A 20,698-nucleotide genomic window follows, 5' to 3' on the forward strand; every position below is an offset into this window, starting at 1 on the left:
TCCATAGCACTACAAACCGCCGTATCTTCTGGCCCTGCGCTGATATTCTTGAATCGCTTCATAGAAGTGCAGCTCTGTAAACTCAGGCCAACAAAGATCTGTAAACCACAACTCCGAGTAGGCAAGCTGCCACAGCATGAAATTACTGATGCGTTTCTCACCGCTGGTGCGGATCAGCAAATCAGGGTCCGGGAGAGGATCGGTTAGCAGATATTTTGCGAACATCGATTCATCGATACCATCCGGATTAATTTTGTTTTCTTTCGCATCTTGTACAAGCTGTCGAATGCCGCTAAGCATTTCTTTCCGACTGCCGTAGTTCAGCGCAAAATTCAAAATAAGACCTGTATTCTTTTTCGTCTGCTCAATCGCGTCTTCAATGGCTTTTAGCGTATAATCCGGGAGACCTTCCTGCCAGCCGGTCATACGGATTTGGACGTTGTTGGCTATCAATTCGTCGATTTCCTTGGGGAAAAATTCAAGTGGAAGTTTCATTAAATAGTCGACTTCTTCTTTAGGCCGCTTCCAGTTTTCCGTGGAAAAGGCATACATCGTCAGCACCTGCACACCAATGCTGTTCGCCGCCATCGTAATTCTCTTCACATTTTTCATCCCGGAATGGTGTCCGGCAACCCGCGGCAGTCCTCTCTTTTGCGCCCATCGGCCGTTACCGTCCATAATCACGGCCACATGGTTTGGAATATTGTCCGCATCGAGCTGACGGGCAACGTCCTCACCCACCGGTTTGCTTCCAAACCATTTCTTGAAAGGTATCATGCTTAATCCCCCATCAGGAAAGACTAAAAGCCCCCTCAAATAAGGGGGTCTTTACCAATTACACTTCCATAATTTCTTTTTCTTTTGCTGCGAGCACCTTATCGACTTCAGCGATATGCTTATCCGTAAACTTCTGAATATCATCTTGATGACGACGGGATTCATCTTCGGAAATCCCCGTCTTTTCCAGCTTCTTGATGTCGTCATTGGCATCGCGTCGAATATTCCGGATGGCTACTTTGGCTTCCTCGCCGAACTTCTTTGTCATTTTTACGAGCTCTGCACGACGCTCTTCCGTCAATGCCGGAATTACGATACGAATCGAGCTTCCGTCATTGGAAGGCGTGAGGCCAAGATCCGATTTCAGAATCGCTTTCTCAATCGCGGCCACCGAGCTTTTGTCCCATGGCTGGATCATGAGCGTCCGGGAGTCCGGCGTGTTAATATTGGCCAACTGGTTCACCGGTGTCATCGCACCATAGTACTCAACCTGTACACGATCAAGCAGCGCCGGCGTTGCGCGGCCTGCACGAAGCGATGCCAGCTCCTTCTTCAGCGCGCCAATCGCCTTTTCCATACGGTCTTCCGCATTTTTCTTTATCGATTGAGGCATCGTTACACACTCCCTTTAACTATCGTACCGATTTTTTCACCGAGTACCACCCGCTTGATATTCCCGCTTTCCGTAATGGAGAAAACGACCAACGGAATGTTGTTGTCCATGCATAAGGAGGATGCGGTGGAATCCATTACACCCAAATTTTTATTGAGCACTTCAAGGTAGGTGAGCGTTTCGAACTTTTCAGCGTCCGCATGCTTGAACGGGTCTGCGGAATAAACGCCGTCGACTTTATTTTTCGCCATGAGTATAACTTCCGCTTCAATTTCAGCGGCTCTGAGCGCTGCTGTCGTATCCGTGGAGAAGTATGGGTTTCCTGTTCCCGCCGCGAAGATCACTACTCTTCCTTTTTCCAAGTGACGCATCGCTCTCCGGCGAATATAAGGCTCGGCTACCTGCTGCATCGTAATCGATGATTGAACGCGGGTCGGCACTCCGATCGTCTCCAGGGCATCCTGAAGCGCCAGCGAATTCATAACGGTCGCAAGCATTCCCATATAATCTGCTGTCGCACGGTCAATGCCTCTTGCACTTCCGGCAATCCCGCGCCAAATATTTCCGCCGCCGACAACAATGGCAACTTCGACGTTCAGGTCCACAACTTCCTTCACCTGCTGGGCAATGGATGTAATCATTTCAGCATCAATGCCATACCCCTGCTGTCCGGCCAAAGCTTCACCGCTAAGTTTCAAAACAATTCTTTTATAAATCGGATGTTCCAAGCAACAACCCTCCGTTTCAATCAGAACGCATTCCCTCTCCTGTTTAAAAAAGAAGGAACACCAAGTGTTCCCACGTTTCCTTGCTTATTTAATTGAATTATTTTTTTACTTGCGACATAACTTCTTCAGCGAAGTTTTCTTGTTTCTTCTCAAGACCTTCTCCGAGCTCGTAACGAACAAAGCGGCGGATCGAGATGTTCTCACCGATGGTAGCAACTTTCTCGTTCAACAGCGCGCTGATCTTTTTATCCGGATCTTTAATGAAGGATTGCTCCATCAAGCAGAATTCTTCGTAGAATTTGCTCATACGGCCTTCCACCATTTTTTCTACAATGTTAGCCGGCTTGCCTTCATTCAGAGCCTGGTTTTTCAAAATTTCACGTTCTTTTTCCAGGTCTTCTTGAGGAACTTCTTCACGGCGAACGTATTTCGGACTTGCTGCAGCGATTTGCATCGCGATGTCACGAGCAAATTCTTTAAAGGAGTCGGTTTTAGCTACGAAGTCGGTTTCGCAGTTGATTTCAACCAATACGCCGATTCTTCCGCCGCCATGAATATAGGATTCCACGACGCCTTCGGTTGCAATACGGCCTGCTTTATTCGCTGCTGCCGACAAGCCTTTCTCGCGAAGGATTTCAGCCGCTTTCGTCAAATCACCGTTTGCTTCTTCCAATGCTTTTTTGCAATCGAGCATACCTGCTCCGGTTTTCTCACGCAATTCTTTTACTGATGCTGCATTAACTGCCATGATTTGGCCTCCTCGAGTTCATTATGTAACCCCAAAAAAAGGGCGGTGAAAGGATTTTGCACCTTCAAACCACCCTTTCATGTATTCAATGCATTAGGCTGTCGTTTGTTCGCCTTGGTGAGCTTCGATTACTGCATCAGCGATTTTGGCTGTGAGCAATTTCACTGCACGGATAGCATCGTCGTTACCCGGAATGACATAGTCGATTTCGTCCGGATCACAGTTCGTATCAACGATACCGACGATCGGAATACCCAGCTTGCGAGCTTCGGCAACAGCGATCCGCTCTTTACGAGGATCGATGACAAACAGAGCGCTCGGCAAACCTTTCATATGCTTGATACCGCCCAAGAATTTCTCCAGGCGATCTTTTTCCTTGCGAAGAATGATAACTTCTTTCTTAGGAAGCACATCGAACGTGCCGTCTTCTTCCCATCTTGCCAGTTCATGCAGACGGTTAATCCGGTTTTCAATCGTTTTGAAGTTCGTCAGCGTACCACCCAACCAACGTTGGTTGATGTAGTACATTCCGCAGCGCTCTGCTTCTTCCTTAACGGAATCTTGAGCTTGCTTCTTCGTGCCTACGAACAAGATTGTACCGTTCTCTTCAGCAACCGATTTGACGAAGTTATAAGCTTCCTCAACTTTTTTGACCGTTTTTTGCAGGTCAATGATGTAAATTCCGTTTCTTTCGGTGAAGATGTATCGATCCATTTTCGGATTCCAACGACGGGTTTGATGACCGAAGTGTACCCCAGCTTCAAGCAGCTGTTTCATGGAGATTACTGCCATCCTCACGCACCTCCTCTAGATTGGTTTTTTTGGCTTCCTCCGCCAATATCATCTTCTCAGCAAAACTCCGTGCATCCGCAGGCAGTATAACGATGTAACTGCCATTGCGATTGAAATCAGAGCACCCTTGCCGGAATTAATCAGCGTGTGGATTTTAACACCGACAATTACTATACCATAACTGACATTGGTATGCAACACCCGTGATTTTCATCTTAAACACGACAAAATCGGACCCTTTCAACCGGTTCCGATCCTATGGTGTCGTCAGGTTCGTAATGACTTCGGTAAGCTCTACCGGGCTCTTGAATACATGAATGCCGACAACAATTTTATCATTTAATCGCTTGCTTCGCATCTCATCCTCGAATGCTTTTCTGTCCGATATCACACCGCTTGCCATAAGCATATCCGCCACATTGGCTGCAGTCAAACCGCTGGATATATAAACGTAAGTTTCCTTGACCGGCTCGGGAGCAGGCTGCGGCTCAGCCGCTTGCTTCTCCTTTGCTTCCTGCAGTTTTTGCGCAACCAAAGCGTCGGCTTGCGTCTGATCGTATATTTTCTTGTCTTTGTCATACACCTGAAAATATTGGGATGCGGCTTCCTTCAGCTGCGCCGGGTTCATTTCATCCATAGGCGGACCGGACATTTCGGCCGCAGGAGCCGCATTCATCAATTGAAGAAGCACCGCACCCAAAATCAAGCCGGCGCCGAGTCCGGTGAGCATCGATTTATTGTTAGCCATCGGAAAGCTCCTCCTGTTTGGCCAATTGAAGAATCAGGTTGATTTCTCCTTTGTTCTTACCAAGCTTTTTGGCAATATAATCGGTTGATTTGCCCTGCTGATGCAATTCAAACAGTTCGCTGTACCGTTCTTTCATATTTGTCACGAAGGTTGCGGCAGACGGCTCCGGTATGACCATTTCATGCAGGGCTGCCTCTTTCGAGGATTCAGCATCCTGTTCGTGGATGTTCGGAGCGTTCGCATCGCCGGCGTGAGCCAAACTGCCTGGCGTTTTAACGGTTGGTCCCGCCTGCAGCTGCTCCTGAGCGTATACGAGGCGGCTCATCTCCTGCTGGAGCTGCAGCCCCTGCTTCTCAAGCGTCTCTATGCGGTAAACAAGCTGGGCGGTATGCAGCTCGAATTCCTTCTTCGTTTCGGCAAACATCTGAATTAATGCCTTGTTCTGCTCGTCCAGTTCGGCGGCAAAATGATCCATGGTTTCTTCCATTTCACTGAGCATGCTGCCCCCGTGAGATTGGCTTCCTTGGTTTGCCGCGCTTCTGGGAACGATTCTGGCATACACAATCAGTACGAGACCGACCAGCACAATATAAATCCAAGGTTGGTTCACTGCATTCACCTTTTTCACACATGGGTTAAAGCGACAAATCGATATGCTGTCCTTTGAACGGATGATCTCTTCGGGGCTCACGCTTGACGTCGCTCTGACCGGCTGACTTGCCGTTTCTGCGGCTGCCGCCTTGGCCGCTCTGCCGCCTTGACCCATCGTCCTTCACTGCAGAGCCGCTTGTTTCCTCAGCTTTGGCAGTAACATGTCGCTCTTTCAACGTACTTTTCTCAGCATCATTCGAGAGCAACGCCTGATCTTGTACAGGCTTGTTCATCATCTGATGCTGCTTTAATCCAACTTCATCGTTCTTATGAAGAGCAAACTGCATCTCAATGGATTTTAAGCTCATTTCACAAACCCTCCTTCAATAACGGGGGCCTCAACGGTTCAGCCGTTAAACGATAGGAAGCATGGCAATATCTCCGTCAAGCAATTGAAACTTCACCTTCTGGGATGTATCCTTGACGAATTTCGTATAGCGGCCGATTACAATTTTCGCTCCGCTGTAAATCGTTGAGACGACTTCCACCTTGGCTCTTTCCGAGTCCTCCAGCGACTTTTCGATTTCGAAAATTCGATTTTTGGATACAGTCATCTCTTCAGCAGCCTGTTTTTTATTATGAGTGAGTTTTACGCGCATAGCCACCTTATCCGGTCCAAGCTGACCGGCGGCAGCTAACTGATCCAGCAGTGTCAGCGCTTTTTCCGTCTTTTCCATATTCTCGCTCATGGTTCTAAGGTGCGTACGAAGCTGCTGCAGCTCATTGCGAAGCTCAGGGAGCACGCCTACCTCAATGACCGTTGTCGTGGACATGGAATTTCCTATGGTTCGAGCAGAGACGCCCTCTCCCGCCTGAATCATTCCGCCGACAATAAGACCTTTTGTCCCCTTGCAAATCACCTGCTTGCCCGCACGGATCTGCGAATGCATGATGCTTTGACTGACCAGAACTTCTTCTCCCGCTTCCACCGTTGCGTCTTGAACAAAGGAGCTTTTCACCCGGACTCCCGCACGAACGACACTTTTGTTATGTCCGAGTATGCCGGCGGTAATTTCGATGGAGCCTCCCGCTTCCAGATCGGCGCCGTCCACGCTGCCGGTGATCCGGATGTCGCCGGATGCTTTGATCCGAAAGCCTGGAAGCACACCGCCGCGGATGACAACCGATCCGACGAAGTCAATATTGCCTATATTATAGTCCACGTCCCCGTTCACTTCAAAAATAGGAAATACGTTGATTTTATCTCTATCCGTTTTCGTCACCATACCATCTATAGCTGCGTACATGGCCGTTTGCTCCGGATCCACAACGACGTTTTTGCCTATTTTAAACCGGGCTTCTTTGCCGTCTTTAGCGAACAAGGCCTCACCTGTAACCGCTCTGCCCTGCGTGCCAGGTTTGGCAGGTATCCTTTGAGCGATCAACTGTCCCTTGCGTACATTGTGGATCGACGTTACTTCTTTGAAATCCACCTTGCCGTCGCCAAGCTCTGCCGGTCTTTTGGACTGATCGTCCAGGTTGTACATCATGTGGATAAACCCGTCCTGACCGTCAATTGGAGAGTGGCCCTGAGCAATTAATGTCTTCGAATAGAAAAATGCGCTAGGGTCCTTTACTATGGAAGCAAGCTTTTCCTCATCGATTCCGAACACGATGTGATGCGATTTCAAAAACTCCTCCAGCTCTTCCCTTGAAACCTGAAGGGATTGTTCATGGTTCGTAAACTGTAAAAATGCGGACAACTTATCGTCTGACAATGTGATATCCAAATAAAAGCTGATCGGCAACGCCGCATCGCTCATCGTTTCTCCTCCTGCCCGTTCGTTAATCGTATAACAATTGGCTCTTGTGCCGACTTAAAGCGCCCTTTAAGCGAAGGATCGCTTTGGAATGCAGCTGGGAAATTCTTGAAGGAGAAAGACTCATGACTTCGGCAATCTCGCTTAAAGACAATTCTTCATAATAAAATAGCGAAACTACCGTTCTTTCCTTTTCCGTCAGTCTCTCTATCGCCTTTGCCAGCGTTTCCTTCAAGTATACCTCGTTCACTTTGAATTCAGGGTTTTTAGCCTTCTCATCAATTAATAATGAAAGCCTGGTCTCCGCATCCTCTTCCCTAATCGGATCATCAATGGAACAAACGGTTGAAACGGCAATGTCCTGCACGATCTGTTGAAAGTCGTTTTCGCTGACTCCCAAATAGCTGCTGATCTCGTGGTCCGAAACAGAGCGTAGATAACGCTGTTCCAGTACCTGATAAGCTTCCTCGACTTTTTTTGCTTTCTCTCGCACCGAGCGGGGAACCCAATCTCCTTGTCGCAGACCATCGATGACGGCTCCCCGGATTCGCCACGAAGCATAGGTTTCAAATTGCAGTCCACGCTGGTAATCAAATTTTTCAATGGCATCGATAAGTCCCATCACTCCGAAGCTGGACAAATCTTCTTTGGAAACATTTTTGGGCAGACCGGTGGAGAGACGGCTGGACACGTATTCCACAAGCGGCAAGTACGTTTCGATCAATGTTTTTTTTGCATCCAATCTCTTTTCTTCTCTCCATTGTACCCAGACGTCCATGTTGGCTAAGTGGGATTTTTGGCTGATCATGACGGATTGTCACCACCCTTATTCATCAGTCATTCGACGAACCGCTTGCGCCATCTCTTCAGGATTCGGCTCCTGTTTAACCCGAAGCTTTGGAGGATTCAAGGGAGAAAAGTCATTCAACTCTGCGGCTTTCGGATCGATTCCGGATTTTAAAAGCTCACGAAGCTCCTCATCCTGATCAGGAGTCACCGCATCGACTGCAGTACCTTTCCCTTCCACTTCCTCTGTTTCCTGGCTTTGTGCAGATAAACGATCCAGTCCGGCAAAGGTGCCCAGCAGAAAACGACACAAAAACATAAGACCAAAAAGTATCGCAAAACTGTAAAAGCTTCGAATGATCGTTGTTAGCCAAATATTATTGGACATGGAAAGCACAAAAGTGACAATAAACGCCAATGCACCTATGAAAAAATTCCATCGAATCGATCCAATCATGGTTCACAATTCCTTCACGCCGTGTTGTACGCTGCGAACGGTGAGAATGCCCGTTTGGCAATCAAACTCAATCGTTCTGCCATAATTAGCGCCGGTATCTTCCGCCTTAACGGGAATGCTATAGCTTTGGAGCACTGCTTTACAGGATTCCACATTCCGTGGACCGATCCGCATGGTATCGGATTGGGTCCCGAACGAAAACATTTGTGCCCCCCCGGCCATTTTGGCTTCCATACGTCGAATCTCCGCGCCAAGCGCCAGCATCAAACGGATCATTTCCGGAAGGGCAGAGTCCGCATATTTGGCGATATTGAGCTTCCCTTCTCTGGCAATATCCGAGCTGGGAAGCATGACATGCGCCATGCCCGCCACTTTCGCTTTGGCATCGTATAAGGTAACGCCTACGCAAGAACCTAAACCCGTTGTTTTCAGCACGCCGGTCATGTGTGCAACATTCAGGTCGGCCATCCCAACTTTAATGAGGTTGTCTTGAATCATGGAGTCTGTACTCCCAAAGCGACAAAAATTCGTTCGAACGATTCCGGATCCGGGATCAGGAAAAAATGACCCTGGATTTCGTCATGACCGTCCAAAAATTTCGTATCAATAAGCAGGGCTTGATCTCCCATTTGACCGAATTGGAGCAAGCCGTAGCTTAGAATCGCTCCCGCCATATCAATAGAAAGTGAAGGTACGGTGGGATACATGTTCAGGTTTGTAAAATCCGCCAGTGAAGTTAAATAGGAACCCGCCAATATATTGCCGATTTCGTTCAATGCCGAAAGTTCCATCTCCGAGTAGCCTTCATCGCCGCCAAGCTCAATTCCAACCAAATTTCGAAGCAGCTTTTTGGCGGAATCGATAGCTAGAATGAAGAACAGATTACCGGGCGTTTCCCCTTCCACGCGAAGGAAGATCGCGATGACAACCTCTTCAGAGCCGCCAACGCTTTCTGCGACCTCCTCAAACGGAAGCAGCCGTACATTGGGTACAAGCATATCGACCGGCTTATCAAGCAGCTTGGATAAGGCCGTTGCGGCATGTCCCGCGCCAATGTTCCCCACTTCCTTCAGAACATCCATCTGGAATTCCGCAAATGAGTTGAAAGCTTCCACTAAATCTACTCCTCTATACTTCCCAATTGGATGATTTCACTTTTATTGAGCACTTCCTTAAGATTGAGGAGCACCAGCAATCGCTCGTCACTCACTTTTGCGATGCCTTGTAAATATTTCGCTTTGATTCCCCCTACGATTTCCGGCGGATCCTCGATACTGTCACTGTCGATGTCGATAACGTCGTTGGCCGAATCCACGATCAAGCCGACCTCCAGATCTCCTACAGCTACGATAATGATTCGCGTGTTGTCCGTATATTCGCTCAACGGAAAACCAAAACGGCCATGCAGATCAATAACCGGCGTTACGACACCCCGCAGATTAATGACTCCACGGACGAATTCCGGTGTTTTGGGAACGCGGGTCATCGGCTGCATCCGTTCGATCGTCCGTACACTGTCGACCTCCACCCCATATTCTTCATGCGCTAGTGAAAAAACAATCACTTTTAACTCCTGTCCCATACTATCAGCCTCCTAAAGTTATCGTGAGAAGCGAGAATTGCCGCCTTTATTTAATTAATGCGTTCGTATCAATGATCAAAGCGACCTGTCCGTCACCCAGAATAGTGGCCCCCGATACCGCAAACAGGTTCGTTAAATATTTGCCCAGCGATTTCAAGACAATTTCCTGCTGACCAATAAATTCGTCCACGACAAGGGCTGCCAGTTTATCTCCCTTGCGGATCACCACCATTTGCATTTCCGCATCCGCCTCTTTAGTAAAGCCCGGTACGTCAAACAGCTGAGCCAAGTGAATAAGCGGAATAACCGTGCTTCGGTAGTTGATCATGGCGCTGCCGTGCACAACGCGAATTTGATCGTTTTTGACAGCCATCGTTTCGACAATGGAAGAAAGCGGGATGGCGTATTTTTCTTCCCCCAACCGGATAAGCATGGCGGAGATAATCGAGAGCGTCAGCGGTAGCTGGACCGTAAATTTCGTTCCTTTACCCCATTTGGCGTTGACGTTGACCTGTCCGCCTAAACTCTCGATTTTCGTTTTAACGACATCCAGTCCTACGCCGCGGCCGGAAATATCCGATATCTTGTCCGCTGTGCTAAACCCGGGGGCAAACAGGAGCTGATATACCTCCTCGTCGGATAATCTCTCGGATTGCTCGGTCGTGATGACGCCATTCTGAATGGCTTTGCTGAGTACCTTATCTCTGTTAATCCCGCGGCCGTCTTCTTCAATTTCGATAAATACATGGTTGCCGCTGTGATAGGCACGCAGATAGATCGTTCCGGTCTCCGGCTTGCCGATCTGCAAACGTTCCGCAGCCGGTTCAATACCGTGATCTACGGCGTTCCTCAACAAGTGGACCAGCGGATCGCCAATTTCGTCTACAACCGTACGGTCCAATTCGGTATCGGCGCCGGTAATGATCAGGTCCACCTTTTTATCGAGCGTCTTGGCCACATCGCGAATCATCCGCGGGAAGCGGTTGAATACCGAATCGACAGGAACCATGCGCAGCTTCAGGACGATGCTTTGCAAATCGCTGCTCACTCTGGCCATGTGCTCTACGGTTTCCGTAAGATCGCTCCTGCGGATCTCGCTGGAAAGCTGTTCCAGTCGAACGCGGTCGATCAGCAATTCACTGAACAAATTCATCAGTGTATCGAGGCGTTCAATATCCACCCGGATCGTGCGCCCTGCTACAGGTGTTCCTCCCCCCGAAGCAGCCTTCTTCGCTTCGGTCTTCGGCGCCTCCTGCATTGAAGCCGAGGCTTCGCTTACGGCAGGCTTAGCTTGAGCCTGCGGAGGCTCAGGAGCGTTCATCAGCTCATTGAGCTTGGACTGGTCCATAAGGACAACATCTACGTTGTCGATTTCAGAGACGCCGGCGATTTGACTTTTAAGCTGGTCTTGGTCCATCTGTGAAATATAATATACGGTGAAGGAATGGTCGAATCGTTCCTGCTCAATGTCTTCGACGGGAGGATTGGACTTAATGACCTCGCCGTTTTGCTCCAGCACGCTAAACACCATATATGCTCTGGCCGCTTTCAATACACAATCCTGACGAATGGCTACTACAATTCGAAAAACGGGCATACCCGCTTCGATCGATTGCTGCAAAATGGAGAATTGAAATTCATCCAGCTCATTACTTTTCCCGGACTTACCGGCATTCGCTGCAGATGACCCTGCTGCGCCCGCAGCAAAACCGTTCTTAAGATAATCACCGGATACAATCGACTTCAGCTCGGAGACGATGTCTGTGACATCCGCTTTTCCGGTACCTCCCTGGATAATATCCTCCACCATCGTTTCCAGCGCATCCAGGCTTTTAAAAGTGCAATCGAATATGAACGAATCCATTTTTAATTTGTGATTCCGAACCAAATCAAGCACGTTCTCCATCTCATGGGTAAGCGAGGCCAGATCCTCAAAGCCCATGGTCGCCGACATCCCCTTCAGCGTGTGAGCGGAGCGAAAAATATGCTGCACGATGCTCACGTCCTCCGGGCTGTTCTCAAGGCCAAGTAAATGCTCGTTCATCGCCTGCAAATGATCTCTGGATTCATCAATAAACATTGAGAGATACTGATTCATTTCCATAACCACACCTCCATCATTGATCGTTGTTATATATATTTCCGGGTAGTGAAGACTGCCCTCCGACGGCTTGTACCAATCTGGAGGCAATTTGCTGCAGCGGCAACACGTGGGTTATACATCCCAATTCAACCGCGGCCCGAGGCATCCCGTAGACGACACAAGTCTGTTCCGCTTCGGCAATGGTAGTTACGGCCCCCGCCTGCTTGAGTGCCAGCATCCCTTTTGAACCGTCTGCTCCCATTCCGGTCATAATCACAATATGCCGCTTCAATTCCTTAAGCGGCAGCAGCGATTCGAACAAGACATCCACAGAAGGACGGTGCCCGTTGCGCTGTTCCTCTTTCGACAGATGAATTTTGTAAGAATTCGTCCCGTTTCTGGCCGCAGTCATATGAAAACCGCCAGGAGCCACATACGCCGTTCCGCTTTCCAGTACCATCCCGGCCTCCGCTTCTACGATCCGCAGATAGGAGTCGGAATTCAGTCTCTGGGCAAGCGATTTGGTGAAATTAGGCGGCATATGCTGTACGATGAGAATCGGGGCGCGGAAGCCGTCGGGAATTTGGGATAATACCTGGTGCAGCGCTCTTGGACCGCCTGTAGATGTACCAATCGCCACCAGATGCTCAAACGGAGTTGGCTTGTGCGCTGATCTTTTCTCCTTTATTACAGCCGGTTTCACGGGCTGTGATAACGATGATGCCGGATGAGTAGGAGCGTGAACGCCCCTCACCTTCGTTCTAACGGCAACCCGTAGTTTCTCCAACAGATTCTGCTTCACCTTGTATAAATCAAGCGAAATCGAGCCGGAGGGCTTGCCGACGAAATCAAATGCCCCCAGTTCCAATGCGCGGATCGTCTCCATTGCACCAGCCTGTGTCAAGCTGCTAAGCATAATCACCGGCACGGGATGCTCTTTCATGATCGCCCGAAGCGCTTCAAGGCCGTTCATCTCGGGCATTTCAATATCCATGGTCACGGCATGCGGCTTCAGCTTTTTGACCATTTCTATCGCTTCACGGCCATTCCTGGCCGTCCCTACTACACGAAGTTCCGGATCCTCCGTGATAAAATCCGAAATAATTTTTCTCATAAACACTGAGTCGTCCACTACCAAAACATCAAACGGCGGCATCACTTCACTCCTCTTCGTTGTCTAGGTCAGAGGATCGTAAGCCCCTACCATAACCGTACTATTGCTTCAATAACCCGAACATCTTGGTAAGGAAGCCCTTGACTGCTCCTGCTTGCGACTCCGCAGGAGGTTGATTGGCGATAAAATGATCGGCCAATTCGCCAATCGATTTGGAAGCGGCACTATACGGAAAGGCAACGGTAAATGGAACTTGTTTCTTAACCGCTTTGGAGACGTTGCTGTCGTCATATACATACCCCAGTGTCGGAATGTCCAAATTCAGGAACTGTCGGGCAACCATCCTGATTTTGTCTGCCGTCTGCCTCCCCTCCTTCCAATCCGTTATCCGGTTTACCACCAAGCGGAACGCTACTTGATAGTTCATCGAATGGACCATCTTGATGATGGCATAGGCATCCGTGATCGATGTAGGCTCCGGAGTCGTGACAACAATGGTTTCCTCTGCGGCAACAATGAATTTTAACGTTTCCTTGGACAAGCCGGCTCCCGTATCAAACAGGATGAAATCAACATGACCGGTCAATTGATTAACTTGATCCGCAAAGTAATCGAGCTGCTCCTCGGACAAACGAATCAAATCGTTAAATCCCGATCCCCCTGCAATAAACTGCAAATCGTTGGGTCCGGTCTGAATAATTTCCCAGATCGTTTTTTCTCTTTTCAATAGGTGATATAAGTTGAATTTGGAGGATATCCCCATTAACACGTCGATATTGGCAAGACCGATATCAGCGTCAAAGACCAGCACTTTGTACCCTTTTTTCTGCAGCGATAAAGCGAAATTGAGCGTAAAATTCGATTTGCCCACACCGCCTTTACCGCTTGTCACCGTAATGATGCGTGTCGCTTTGTTTTTCAACTCGCTTTGATGCCGAATCAGATTACGCAGCCCTTGCGCCTGATCACTCATGACTTGCCCGCCCCCAGAATCAGATCGATCATTTGATGTTCATTCAGTTCTTGTATGTCGTCTGGTACGCTCTGTCCGTTAGCGATGTAAGAAGTTTGAAGCCCGAATTCGTGAATCAGGTTCACTACGGATCCATAAGAGTCCGTCTCATCCATTTTGGTGAACAGCACCTTATCCAGTTTGAATTTGCAGAAATTGTTGGTAATGGCCTGCATATCTTTATACTTGGTTGTCATGCTGAGCACCAGATACGTTTCGCTCTTCCCGTTGGATTTCAGAAGCGCATTCAGCTCTGAAACATACATCTCGTTACGGAAATTTCTCCCTGCCGTATCCATGAAAATCAAATCGCAATCCTTTAATTGCTCAAAGGCCTTATTCAAATCCAAAGGTGAAAAAACAACTTCAAGCGGTACGTTCAATATGGTTGCGTAAGTTTTCAACTGTTCAACCGCAGCAATCCGGTACGTATCTGAAGTAATAAACCCGACCTTGCGGTGGTGCTTTAGCACCTGCTCCGCGGCCAGCTTGGCGATCGTCGTCGTTTTGCCGACGCCTGTCGGTCCGACGAAGTGAACGACCCGGGTATCGGCGGCAATGGCTTTTTGCTTGGAATTGAACAACATGGCCTCCAGCTGCCTTTTTAGGCAGTGATAGACCCACTCCTCGGTCAGTTCCGCTCCTTGTGCTTCCGCCGCTTCCGATACATTTAGTAAAAGCTCATGCACGAGCAGGGGATCTACTTCTTGGCGCAACAGCCTTGCTTCGAACTCTTGCAGCACCGGATCCATAGCTTGCTGAACAGCGCTTTGCTGGGTAAGCTTAAGCATCATTTCTTTCATTTGCTTAATTTCATCCATCAGTACATCTTCTCTTGGTTTGACCATTGTGGTCCCCGCAGGTTCGATGGGGGCAGCAGAAGGTTGTTTGGCCGCTGGCAGTACATCGGGCACTTCGGGAAAAGACAGCGACGAAGATTCTTGCCGCCCCAGCTGAGCACCGTAAGCAGCAGCGCCGAATTTCATGGGATAAGCGGCAGCCGGTTCAGGCTCCGTTTTCGGGATGGCCGCTGTCACCGCCGCTTTGGGAGAATGGGCTCCGCCTCCGGAACCAGCGGTGTCCGTCGCTGCAATGACCTCGATCTTCTTCTTCGTGAACATCCCGAGAAAACCGCCGGAACGAATTTCTTTCGTATTTATGATGACAGCGTCTTTCCCAAGATCTGTCCGAATTTTTTGAAGGGCATCCGGCATCGAATCAACGACGTACCGCTTTACTCTCATAGATTCACAACCCCCATACTTTGAATTTCAACGCTCGGCTCGAGCTCGCTGTATGACAATACAGGAATATCCTGCATCGTGCGCTCCAGCAATTGGCGGAGATACATCCTGATGGTCGGCGAAGTCAACACCACAGGCTGCTGGCCCGCTTGAATCAGCTTGGTAACCTGATCGTTAATTCGTTGATAGATCACTTGAGTGGACGTGGGATCCAATGCCAGATAGCTGCCTTGATCCGATTGCTGGACCGACTCTGCAATTTTCTTCTCCAGGGTTGGTCCAACGGTAATCACCTTAAGAGAATCACCGCTTGTCGTAAACTGTTGAGTAATTTGTCTGGACAGCGCCTGTCTTACATATTCCGTTAAGATTTCCGTATCTTTGGTATAAGTACCGTAATCGGCCAGCGTCTCAAGAATCGTAACCAAATCACGCACCGATATTTTTTCACGGAGAAGCTTGACAAGCACCTTCTGTACATCTCCCAGCGATAAGACGTTGGGTATAAGCTCGTCCACAAGCGCAGGATAGTTTTCCTTGACGTTCTCAACGAGCGCTTTGGTTTCTTGTCTGCCAAGAAGCTCGTGCGCATGCTTTTTGATGATCTCGGTCAAATGCGTTGCTACAACCGAAGGCGGATCTACCACGGTGTACCCGGACAGCTCGGCGCGCTCCTTTGTACTTTCATCAATCCACAGGGCCGGCAATCCGAATGCAGGCTCCAGAGTATCAATCCCAGTAATGGAATCATCTTCGATCCCCGGACTCATCGCCAAATAATGATTCAGCAGAAGATCACCGCGAGCTACGGTATTCCCTTTGATCTTAATCACATATTCATTGGGCCTGAGCTGAATATTGTCGCGAATCCGTATGACCGGAACGACAACGCCAAGCTCCAGCGCGCATTGTCTGCGGATAAGGATAATCCGGTCCAACAAGTCTCCCCCCTGCTGTGTATCCGCCAGAGGGATTAAGCCGTAGCCGAATTCGAATTCTATCGGATCCACCTGCAGCAATCCGATGACGCTTTCCGGGCTGCGGACCTCTTCGATTTGCTGCTCTTCTTCAAGCTGAACCTCTTCTTCTTGCTTGCGGGTCAAATTCTGCTGCATTCGGTATGCGGCAAAAGCCAGCAATATCGCAATAGGAAAGGTCGTGATGACATGAATCGGAGTAAAAATGCCGAGTGCCGCAACGGTACCTGCTACGATATAAAGCAGCTTTGGATAAGAAAACATTTGGCCTGCAAGATCCTGTGCCAGATTGCCATCGGACGCCGCGCGGGTAACGATAATTCCCGCCGCCGTAGAAATGAGCAGTGCAGGGATTTGGCTTACCAGCCCGTCGCCAATCGTCAGAATCGAGTACAGTGCCCCTGCTTCGGACAGGGACATATCATGCATAGCCATCCCGATGATCAGACCGCCGAGAATATTGATGATCAGCATGATGATGCCGGCAATGGCGTCTCCCTTGACGAATTTGCTGGCACCGTCCATCGCGCCGTAGAAGTCGGCTTCACGAGCGATCTTCTCGCGTCTTTCCTTGGCTTGCTGCTCATTAATCATCCCCGCGTTCAAATCCGCGTCGATACTCATTTGCTTACCGGGCATCGCATCGAGCGTAAAGCGTGCAGCGACCTCGGCAACGCGCTCAGAACCTTTGGTAATGACGATAAATTGAACTAACACCAATATAAGGAAGACAACAAAACCAACGACGATGTTGCCCCCTGCTACGAACTCACCAAAGGTTCTGACCACACTACCGGCATCACCGTTTGCCAGAATGTTTCTCGTGGTGGATACGTTGAGGGCCAAACGAAACAACGTTGTGATCAGCAGCAGAGACGGAAAGATGGAAAATTGAAGAGCATCCTGCGTATTCATGCCAATCAATATAATCAGCAAAGCTGCAGAAATATTAATGATGAGAAGAAAATCCAGCAGCCAAAGCGGCAGCGGAATGACCATCATGAGAACAATACCGATTACACCTATAAGAACGACTAAATCTCTGGCTCTCACTCCGTTACCCTCCTTTCCTTATCTCTAGTTCGCTTTACCCTTTAATTTGTATACATAGGCAAGCACTTCAGCTACAGCCTGGAACATATCGGCAGGAATAGCGTCGCCGATTTCCACTTGAGCATACAGCGCCCGGGCCAGTGCTTTGTTTTCCATCGTAATGACTCCATTATCCTTAGCAATCTGCCTAATCTTAAGGGCAATATAATCCGTTCCCTTGGCAATGACGGTCGGCGCTTGCATTTTGCCTGCATCATATTTAATGGCTACCGCAAAATGAGTCGGGTTGGTAATGACTACGTCCGCTTTCGGTACCTCCTGCATCATCCGCTGCAGCGCCATCCTCCGCTGCTTTTCACGGATTTTACCTTTAATAAGCGGATCACCCTCCGATTTTTTGTATTCGTCCTTAATGTCTTGCTTAGACATCCGAAGACTCTTGGCATGCTCGTAACGCTGGTACATATAATCGAAGATCGCCAGAACAATTAGAATCAAGCCAATCTTAAGCCCGAGAGAAATGGTGATCGACCATGTAAACATCGCAATTTCTTCAAGCGGCATCTGCGCCAGTCTCATGATGTAATCCTTCTGCGCCATCAGCGTCATATAAACGACAACCCCGATAATCGACATCTTAAGCACCGATTTCAAAAAGTCGACTACCGCCCTCATCGAGAATAGCTGTTTCACGCCTTGAATGGGGTTGATTTTATTAAATTTCATCATGAGCGGGTCAGTGGCAAGAAGAAACCCGAACTGCAAATAATTACCGAGTATGGCGATCACGACGGCAATCAAAAAAATCGGCCCGACGATCAGCAGAAGCTGATAAGCAATCTTCTCAAACAACACGATAACGTTACCGGGAGTAAGATTGAGAAGGAGAAAGTCATGAAGTGTCGATTGGAATACCCCGATCAAATGTTCCTTCATAAATACTCCGAACAAAGAAAAAGACAGAAAGGAAAAAAACAAGATAAACGCAGCCGGTAGATCCATACTTTTGGCTACCTGGCCTTTTTGTCTGGATTCTTGTTTTTTCTTGGGCGTAGCTTCTTCCGTTTTTTCTTGAGAGAACAGCTGCAAATTGAGTTGTAAACGAAACTGAGCCACGTCCGAGCCTCCGTTCTTTCTTATCCGTTGAACAATCCGAAGAAATCCCTGATCGAATCCAGCATCGCAGCAAACATATCTTTGTAAACCGTCTCATAGCCGGGAAATAATAAGAGCAGCATGACGAATCCGAGCAAAATTTTGAGCGGCAAGCCGATAACAAAAATATTGAACTGCGGCGCCACTCTGGCCAGCAAGCCAAGTCCTACGTCAGCCAGAAACAATGCGACCACCAAAGGAGCGGCGATCTGAAAGCTTATCGCGAACACGCTGGAAAACGTACGTATCATAAAATCGGATAGCTGTCCGTTATTGTTCAAATAGAACAGATTGTTATCGATCGGAATCCATTCATAGCTTCTCATAATCCCTTCAAGCAATAAATGGTGGCCGTTAAAAGACAAAAATAACAGCAAAGCGATCATATATTTCAAATTGCCGAGTATCGGACTTTGGGCTCCCGTCATCGGGTCAATGACGTTCGCAATACCGAACCCTATTTGAAGATCAATGAATGAGCCCGCAATTTGTACAGCCATAAAGAACATGTACGCGATGAAGCCCAGACACAAACCTACAAGCACTTCACGAATGACGGTTAACAGATACAGCGAATCCATTGCCACCGGTACAGCCATGCCCAAGCCGAAATATGTGATACATGCTGTAAAAAACGCAAGCCCGATCTTGAAATGAGTCGGCACATGCTGAGCTGAAAACACGGGAGATACAACGAAAAACGCGGTAACCCGGCAAAGAATCAGCAGAAATCCAGGGAAATACGTGAGAAGCAACTCCATGAACTCACAACCTAACCCACGTATCTATGCAAGTTATTCAATAAGTGATACGTGAAATCAACCAGCGTATTAAGTATCCAAGGTCCAAATACCAGCATCGCAAGCAAAACAACGACAATTTTGGGCACGAATGCCAACGTCTGCTCTTGGATTTGCGTAGTCGCCTGAAATATGCTGATGATCAGTCCGACCACTAGCGCTAATACCATCATCGGCGCACTCGCTTTTAAAGTCGTATACACGGCCTCTCCTGCTATTCTGATTACGAATTCCGAACTCAAATCGTTCTCCTCCTGAAGGCCTTCTATGTGCTGTAGCTAAGCAGCAGTGAACGTACGACCAAATACCAACCATCTACCAGAATAAACAACAAGATCTTAAAAGGCAGAGAAATCATCACCGGCGGAAGCATCATCATTCCCATCGCCATCAGTGTGCTTGCTACCACCATATCAATGACCAGGAACGGAATAAAAATCATAAAGCCCATCTGAAAGGCTGTCTTCAGTTCGCTGATCACATAAGCCGGTACCAGAACCGTCAAAGGCGTATCTTCTACTCCTGTCGGCGGAGCCGCTTTGGAATAATCCAAGAACAGCTTTAGATCCTTTTGTCTCGTATGCTGGAACATAAATTTTTTCATCGATACGGAGGCGTTGTCCAGCGCCGCTGTTTGAGTAAGCTCTCCTCTCATGTAAGGCTGAAGAGCGGTTTGATTGATCTCGCCGAAAGTCGGAGCCATGATAAAAAATGTAAGAAACAGAGCTAACCCGATAAGCACTTGATTCGGCGGCATGGACATCGTACCAAGCGAAGTACGAACAAATCCTAATACGATGATGATTCGAGTAAAACTGGTCATAAGAACCAATATAGCCGGGGCTATACTTAAAACCGTAATCATCAGCAAAATCGTAACGGTGCTCGAAGCTCCTTGCGGATTGCCGGACGTTCCGATATCGATATTGATCCCAGGAATCGGATCTGCCGCGAACGCTTGACCGGAGAACGAGCCGAGCAAGCATAAAAGAACGAGAACCAGATAAAGCTTGTGTCTGTATTTCATCATTTATCATTCAACCGATCCGAATTATTCTCTTGCTTCAACATCTCTTCCATCATTTTCTTGCGGTCTGTCATCTGCTGCATTTTAGTTTGAAACACCTGCTGAAACGATGCCGTCACTTCCACTTCTTCATCCACCGCCGATTTGCTGCGAAGCTTTTTCAGAAAGCCTCCAAGCGATTCGAACGAAGGTCCCGTAAATGCCATTCCATTAGCCATCATCTCTGTGATCAGGGAAACCTCAGCCTCATCGGTGATTTTGTCAAGCAGTTGAATGCTGTCACCGATACCCACAACATACAAGGAATTCCCGATTTCTACGATTTGAATGGATTTATTCGGCCCGAGCGGCAAGCCTCCAAGCGAGCGAAGGGTCCGCCCCGATAAAAACTTGTTTTTTTGTTGCGAGATGATCTTCATTATGATGAAGAAAATGCCGATGATAAGAAGAAGAAACAATATGACTTTTACGATCATCCAAAGCGTCTCCCCTGGTGAAACTTCAAATATCGGCTCAGAGGAATCAAGCACCCCCGACTCAGGGGAAGTCGTGCCCGTTTCGGCGTAACAAACAGCAGCAAAAGCTGCTGTT

At 48.4% G+C, this 20,698-nt stretch carries 24 protein-coding genes; all 24 read right to left on the reverse strand.

The window, feature by feature from the left end; all coding sequences use genetic code 11:
* Window positions 1-9: 9 nt before the first annotated feature.
* On the reverse strand, window positions 10-777 hold the full coding sequence (gene uppS / locus ACZYR9_RS01395) for an undecaprenyl pyrophosphate synthase (RefSeq protein ID WP_488976659.1): 768 nt from the start codon (window positions 775-777) through the stop codon (window positions 10-12).
* A gap of 58 nt (window positions 778-835) precedes the next feature.
* Window positions 836-1,390: a ribosome recycling factor gene (gene frr / locus ACZYR9_RS01400; RefSeq protein ID WP_488976660.1), complete on the reverse strand. Its 555-nt coding sequence runs from the start codon at window positions 1,388-1,390 to the stop codon at window positions 836-838.
* 2 nt (window positions 1,391-1,392) lie between these two features.
* Window positions 1,393-2,118 carry a UMP kinase gene (pyrH, locus tag ACZYR9_RS01405; RefSeq protein WP_488976661.1) on the reverse strand — a complete coding sequence of 242 codons (726 nt, stop codon included), beginning with the start codon at window positions 2,116-2,118 and terminating at the stop codon, window positions 1,393-1,395.
* 97 nt (window positions 2,119-2,215) lie between these two features.
* On the reverse strand, window positions 2,216-2,866 hold the full coding sequence (tsf, locus tag ACZYR9_RS01410; RefSeq protein WP_488976662.1) for a translation elongation factor Ts: 651 nt from the start codon (window positions 2,864-2,866) through the stop codon (window positions 2,216-2,218).
* Window positions 2,867-2,959: 93 nt separating this feature from the next.
* The gene (gene rpsB, locus ACZYR9_RS01415) at window positions 2,960-3,658 is read right to left on the reverse strand and encodes a 30S ribosomal protein S2 (protein ID WP_488976663.1); all 699 of its coding nucleotides are present in this window, start codon (window positions 3,656-3,658) and stop codon (window positions 2,960-2,962) included.
* 256 nt (window positions 3,659-3,914) lie between these two features.
* Complete coding sequence (locus tag ACZYR9_RS01420) at window positions 3,915-4,406, reverse strand: hypothetical protein (RefSeq protein WP_488976664.1); 492 nt, start codon at window positions 4,404-4,406, stop codon at window positions 3,915-3,917.
* Complete coding sequence (locus ACZYR9_RS01425; protein WP_488976665.1) at window positions 4,399-5,016, reverse strand: hypothetical protein; 618 nt, start codon at window positions 5,014-5,016, stop codon at window positions 4,399-4,401. Before ACZYR9_RS01425 ends, ACZYR9_RS01420 begins: the two co-directional genes overlap by 8 nt.
* Window positions 5,017-5,041: 25 nt before the next feature.
* On the reverse strand, window positions 5,042-5,365 hold the full coding sequence (locus tag ACZYR9_RS01430; RefSeq protein ID WP_488976666.1) for a hypothetical protein: 324 nt from the start codon (window positions 5,363-5,365) through the stop codon (window positions 5,042-5,044).
* Window positions 5,366-5,410: 45 nt separating this feature from the next.
* The gene (locus tag ACZYR9_RS01435; protein WP_488976667.1) at window positions 5,411-6,820 is read right to left on the reverse strand and encodes a flagellar assembly protein A; all 1,410 of its coding nucleotides are present in this window, start codon (window positions 6,818-6,820) and stop codon (window positions 5,411-5,413) included.
* A 22-nt stretch (window positions 6,821-6,842) separates the two neighbouring features.
* The gene (locus tag ACZYR9_RS01440) at window positions 6,843-7,625 is read right to left on the reverse strand and encodes a FliA/WhiG family RNA polymerase sigma factor (protein ID WP_488976668.1); all 783 of its coding nucleotides are present in this window, start codon (window positions 7,623-7,625) and stop codon (window positions 6,843-6,845) included.
* Between the two features lie 18 nt (window positions 7,626-7,643).
* A complete protein-coding gene (locus tag ACZYR9_RS01445; RefSeq protein WP_488976669.1) occupies window positions 7,644-8,060 on the reverse strand; it encodes a hypothetical protein in 417 nt (138 codons plus the stop codon).
* A 3-nt stretch (window positions 8,061-8,063) separates the two neighbouring features.
* The gene (locus tag ACZYR9_RS01450; protein ID WP_488976670.1) at window positions 8,064-8,558 is read right to left on the reverse strand and encodes a chemotaxis protein CheD; all 495 of its coding nucleotides are present in this window, start codon (window positions 8,556-8,558) and stop codon (window positions 8,064-8,066) included.
* Window positions 8,555-9,142: a chemotaxis protein CheC gene (locus ACZYR9_RS01455; RefSeq protein ID WP_488977124.1), complete on the reverse strand. Its 588-nt coding sequence runs from the start codon at window positions 9,140-9,142 to the stop codon at window positions 8,555-8,557. Before ACZYR9_RS01455 ends, ACZYR9_RS01450 begins: the two co-directional genes overlap by 4 nt.
* 38 nt (window positions 9,143-9,180) lie before the next feature.
* Window positions 9,181-9,642, reverse strand: a complete 462-nt coding sequence (locus tag ACZYR9_RS01460) for a chemotaxis protein CheW (RefSeq protein ID WP_488976671.1) — start codon at window positions 9,640-9,642, stop codon at window positions 9,181-9,183.
* 46 nt (window positions 9,643-9,688) lie between these two features.
* A complete protein-coding gene (locus tag ACZYR9_RS01465) occupies window positions 9,689-11,746 on the reverse strand; it encodes a chemotaxis protein CheW (protein ID WP_488976672.1) in 2,058 nt (685 codons plus the stop codon).
* A gap of 13 nt (window positions 11,747-11,759) precedes the next feature.
* On the reverse strand, window positions 11,760-12,881 hold the full coding sequence (locus ACZYR9_RS01470; protein ID WP_488976673.1) for a protein-glutamate methylesterase/protein-glutamine glutaminase: 1,122 nt from the start codon (window positions 12,879-12,881) through the stop codon (window positions 11,760-11,762).
* Between the two features lie 58 nt (window positions 12,882-12,939).
* A complete protein-coding gene (locus ACZYR9_RS01475; RefSeq protein ID WP_488976674.1) occupies window positions 12,940-13,812 on the reverse strand; it encodes a MinD/ParA family protein in 873 nt (290 codons plus the stop codon).
* On the reverse strand, window positions 13,809-15,095 hold the full coding sequence (gene flhF / locus ACZYR9_RS01480) for a flagellar biosynthesis GTPase FlhF (RefSeq protein WP_488976675.1): 1,287 nt from the start codon (window positions 15,093-15,095) through the stop codon (window positions 13,809-13,811). The genes ACZYR9_RS01475 and flhF overlap by 4 nt, the downstream gene beginning before the upstream one ends.
* On the reverse strand, window positions 15,092-17,125 hold the full coding sequence (gene flhA, locus ACZYR9_RS01485) for a flagellar biosynthesis protein FlhA (protein ID WP_488976676.1): 2,034 nt from the start codon (window positions 17,123-17,125) through the stop codon (window positions 15,092-15,094). The genes flhF and flhA overlap by 4 nt, the downstream gene beginning before the upstream one ends.
* A gap of 24 nt (window positions 17,126-17,149) precedes the next feature.
* Window positions 17,150-18,241 carry a flagellar biosynthesis protein FlhB gene (gene flhB / locus ACZYR9_RS01490; protein WP_488976677.1) on the reverse strand — a complete coding sequence of 364 codons (1,092 nt, stop codon included), beginning with the start codon at window positions 18,239-18,241 and terminating at the stop codon, window positions 17,150-17,152.
* A 20-nt stretch (window positions 18,242-18,261) separates the two neighbouring features.
* Complete coding sequence (gene fliR, locus ACZYR9_RS01495) at window positions 18,262-19,041, reverse strand: flagellar biosynthetic protein FliR (RefSeq protein WP_488976678.1); 780 nt, start codon at window positions 19,039-19,041, stop codon at window positions 18,262-18,264.
* Between the two features lie 11 nt (window positions 19,042-19,052).
* Complete coding sequence (gene fliQ / locus ACZYR9_RS01500; protein ID WP_488976679.1) at window positions 19,053-19,322, reverse strand: flagellar biosynthesis protein FliQ; 270 nt, start codon at window positions 19,320-19,322, stop codon at window positions 19,053-19,055.
* A gap of 23 nt (window positions 19,323-19,345) precedes the next feature.
* A complete protein-coding gene (gene fliP / locus ACZYR9_RS01505) occupies window positions 19,346-20,110 on the reverse strand; it encodes a flagellar type III secretion system pore protein FliP (protein WP_488976680.1) in 765 nt (254 codons plus the stop codon).
* A complete protein-coding gene (fliO, locus tag ACZYR9_RS01510) occupies window positions 20,107-20,583 on the reverse strand; it encodes a flagellar biosynthetic protein FliO (protein WP_488976681.1) in 477 nt (158 codons plus the stop codon). The genes fliP and fliO overlap by 4 nt, the downstream gene beginning before the upstream one ends.
* Window positions 20,584-20,698 lie beyond the last annotated feature (115 nt).

This window comes from Paenibacillus sp. F024 (assembly GCF_057814255.1).

Coding starts and splice junctions, on each gene's coding strand:
- tsf (WP_488976662.1), bottom strand. CDS start 2,866: ATGGCAGTTAATGCAGCATCAGTAAAAGAATTGCGTGAGAAAACCGGA.
- fliP (WP_488976680.1), bottom strand. CDS start 20,110: ATGATGAAATACAGACACAAGCTTTATCTGGTTCTCGTTCTTTTATGC.
- ACZYR9_RS01435 (WP_488976667.1), bottom strand. CDS start 6,820: ATGAGCGATGCGGCGTTGCCGATCAGCTTTTATTTGGATATCACATTG.
- fliO (WP_488976681.1), bottom strand. CDS start 20,583: ATGATCGTAAAAGTCATATTGTTTCTTCTTCTTATCATCGGCATTTTC.
- fliR (WP_488976678.1), bottom strand. CDS start 19,041: ATGGAGTTGCTTCTCACGTATTTCCCTGGATTTCTGCTGATTCTTTGC.
- flhF (WP_488976675.1), bottom strand. CDS start 15,095: ATGAGAGTAAAGCGGTACGTCGTTGATTCGATGCCGGATGCCCTTCAA.
- ACZYR9_RS01475 (WP_488976674.1), bottom strand. CDS start 13,812: ATGAGTGATCAGGCGCAAGGGCTGCGTAATCTGATTCGGCATCAAAGC.
- ACZYR9_RS01455 (WP_488977124.1), bottom strand. CDS start 9,142: ATGGATGTTCTGAAGGAAGTGGGGAACATTGGCGCGGGACATGCCGCA.
- ACZYR9_RS01445 (WP_488976669.1), bottom strand. CDS start 8,060: ATGATTGGATCGATTCGATGGAATTTTTTCATAGGTGCATTGGCGTTT.
- uppS (WP_488976659.1), bottom strand. CDS start 777: ATGATACCTTTCAAGAAATGGTTTGGAAGCAAACCGGTGGGTGAGGAC.
- ACZYR9_RS01450 (WP_488976670.1), bottom strand. CDS start 8,558: ATGATTCAAGACAACCTCATTAAAGTTGGGATGGCCGACCTGAATGTT.
- ACZYR9_RS01430 (WP_488976666.1), bottom strand. CDS start 5,365: ATGAGCTTAAAATCCATTGAGATGCAGTTTGCTCTTCATAAGAACGAT.
- ACZYR9_RS01440 (WP_488976668.1), bottom strand. CDS start 7,625: ATGATCAGCCAAAAATCCCACTTAGCCAACATGGACGTCTGGGTACAA.
- rpsB (WP_488976663.1), bottom strand. CDS start 3,658: ATGGCAGTAATCTCCATGAAACAGCTGCTTGAAGCTGGGGTACACTTC.
- ACZYR9_RS01470 (WP_488976673.1), bottom strand. CDS start 12,881: ATGCCGCCGTTTGATGTTTTGGTAGTGGACGACTCAGTGTTTATGAGA.
- ACZYR9_RS01465 (WP_488976672.1), bottom strand. CDS start 11,746: ATGGAAATGAATCAGTATCTCTCAATGTTTATTGATGAATCCAGAGAT.
- ACZYR9_RS01460 (WP_488976671.1), bottom strand. CDS start 9,642: ATGGGACAGGAGTTAAAAGTGATTGTTTTTTCACTAGCGCATGAAGAA.
- ACZYR9_RS01420 (WP_488976664.1), bottom strand. CDS start 4,406: ATGGCTAACAATAAATCGATGCTCACCGGACTCGGCGCCGGCTTGATT.
- frr (WP_488976660.1), bottom strand. CDS start 1,390: ATGCCTCAATCGATAAAGAAAAATGCGGAAGACCGTATGGAAAAGGCG.